The sequence below is a fragment of the Actinotalea ferrariae CF5-4 genome (assembly GCF_000603945.1).
Taxonomy (GTDB): Bacteria; Actinomycetota; Actinomycetes; order Actinomycetales; family Cellulomonadaceae; genus Actinotalea; species Actinotalea ferrariae.
On record NZ_AXCW01000424.1, the window covers coordinates 1 to 1903 of the forward strand.

The window sequence follows — 1903 nt, forward strand, 5'->3', positions numbered from 1 at the left end:
CTACACCCTCATCTGCGAAGAGCCAACAATCCGTCGCTACATCCTGGGGCGAACGGGCCCAGGGCCGCTCCCTTGAGGCGACTGGTGGTCCTCAGCGACATCACAGTCTCGCTGGCCAACTGCCACGCTGGCGCTCGAGGGCCGCAAGCGCCGAGGGGTGAATCGACTCACAAGAGCACGCTCACGGGCTTCCCCGCCTCGATGACCGATCAGAAGCGGTCCCGGATGAGTCGCATCGCCTCGGCCATCGGATGCGTGCTGCCCTCGACCATTGCGAGACGACGCTTCTGTGTCGCCAAGATCTCAGACGCTGGCACCAGCTCCCCGTCCTCGAGACCAAGCTCAGCCCGTGCCACTTTGAGCCAGGCCGCTTTCGCGTCAACACCCTCCGAAATAGGCTCGCCACACATCTCACCGAGAAGACTCTCCGGTGAGGAGCCTGGTAAGAAGCGCACATTGTCTACAATCCAGCTGTAGACTTGTCGCCGCCGCGCTAAAGCCTCTTCTCCAGAGTCACCTGAGCCGCCGTTGCGCAACAGATGCTTGTCCTTCAACCCGAGCCGACCAAGTTCCTCTTCTAGGTCGGAATCCGAGACCGAGGACGACGCCTTCAGTTCAGCGGAGGGAGCCTGGTCACCATCCAGTACAACCAGAACGTCCGCGTCAACTGACGCAAGGACCGGCACTACTCGAGTCATGATCGTGCCTGCACCGCCCGGAGCGACCTCGATATCGAGAGAACGAGCCAAGTCCGTACTTACGAGCCTCGCTGCCCTCTCCACGATGGCTCGGGCGAGTGGGTCCTCGACGTAGACGCGTGAGGGTGAGCCTTCATGGCCAATGCGCTGAAACGCCTCTTGGGGGGAGGTCTCGTGAGACACCAGGTGGACCTTTCCGCCAACTTGATCAACGACCTTGATGGCGGACTTGGGCAGCTCGGCGATGATGGACGGCGAGTGTGTCGAGACGACAACCTGCAACTTCTTCAGAACCGCCTGCCTAGCCACGTACCGCATCAGTTCTCTTTGCGCCCCGGGATGAAGTGAAACTTCTGGCTCATCCAAGACCACGAGAGCTTTATCGGCTGCCGCGCTAACGATGTCGACAAGAACGACTGCCGCGAATTCTCCACTGCCTGCGAAGGCTTCAGAGTACTCCAAGCTTTCCGATCGCAGTTTCGCCGTCGCACCCTCGACGCCGAAGAACCTGTGTCGCATAATTCTGATCGCTTGGTACTCGCGACCCAGTATGCGGGAGACGGCAGCCACCTGTTCCCGACTCAGATCGCGAGATCGAGACACGATCCTGTCCGAGCCGTAGTAGTTGTAGCTCGGAACCCGAGACGACATCGCTGCAGAAATGTGCTTCGCTCGTCGACGAATGAGGCTCTTCTTGTCCGCGAGCGACATGGCTCCCTTGCCTTCGACACCGAAGTGAAAGTAAATGTCGTAAGCAGAGAGCTCCTGTCGGAAGTCGACGTAGACGACGTCCTTCTCGATAGACTTCCAACGAGTGGCCGACCGAAAGGGGAGGTCCTCCTGGGGAGTCTCTTCCATCTTCGGCATCGGAAGCATCCCGTCACGGAGGCGCGGAGCTGAGGTCTCGAAGTAGTCCGGGCGGCGCCCCTTCCGGAGCACCCTGGACTTGATCACTTCCGCGGAGGCGCCTGACGGCAGGTTGTAGGTGTGAATGTAGCGACTAGGCTGGTTGCCGATCACATCCAAAGCAGTCGAGAACCAGTAATTGCCGACGTTGTACGAGTCAGGGCACCCCTGGATCGCTCGAAGGATCGAGCTCTTGCTGGAGCCGTTCGGCCCGACGATCGCCGTCACCGGATGGTCGAAAGTTAGCTCGAAGCCTTCAGCTAGATTCTTATAACGGCTCTTCGCAGATGAGGGTGTAG

1 protein-coding gene is annotated in these 1903 nt (G+C 59.8%); it reads right to left on the reverse strand.

Annotated elements, in window-relative coordinates; translation table 11 throughout:
• Positions 1-209: 209 nt before the first annotated feature.
• The coding region (locus N866_RS18475) for an ATP-dependent nuclease (protein ID WP_155855487.1) at positions 210-1903 on the reverse strand (1694 nt) is incomplete at its 5' end.